The organism is Nitrosospira sp. NpAV (assembly GCF_000832065.1).
Classification (GTDB): Bacteria; Pseudomonadota; Gammaproteobacteria; order Burkholderiales; family Nitrosomonadaceae; genus Nitrosospira.
In genome coordinates this window covers 1-471 of record NZ_JXQM01000244.1, presented here as the reverse complement: position 1 = coordinate 471, position 471 = coordinate 1, and the positions used below count along the sequence as shown (strand labels likewise).

Sequence of the window (471 nt, the reverse complement as noted above, 5' to 3'; positions counted from 1 at the left end):
TTCGTCGGCCATGGCCTGATAGAAGTCGAAGACGGCAACAACTTCCTGCCTGGCATCCAGCACTTGTCGATCGATATGAGTGTCCGGCTGCTCGCTGCGTGCCAGGAACAGCAGAGCATCCACCATGCATGACAGGCGATCGTACTCGTCTGCCGCTGATTCGATGCTGGCGCGATATGTCTCCACTGATGCTGCGCGGGTAAGCGTCAGCTCTGCTTCGCCGCGAAGAATATGAAGCGGGGTCCGCAGTTCATGAGCGATGTCAGCCGAGAATTGCGACAGACGGGAGAAAGACACTTCCAGACGAGATAGAAGTCCATCGAACATTTGGGCCAATGGTTGCAATTCCTCCGGCCACGGCTCTTCATTCACGCGATGACTTAAGCGATGTACGTCCAGCTGATCCATGACTGCAGCCAGCCTGGATATCGGACGCAGTCCTTTGCGTGCAATGCCGTAGCTCATCGCAAC

General features: G+C 56.1%; 1 protein-coding gene. It reads right to left on the bottom strand.

The window, feature by feature from the left end:
* Window positions 1–471 (bottom strand): histidine kinase dimerization/phospho-acceptor domain-containing protein (locus tag SQ11_RS15990; RefSeq protein WP_041515201.1); only part of this gene is annotated, 471 nt, incomplete at both ends.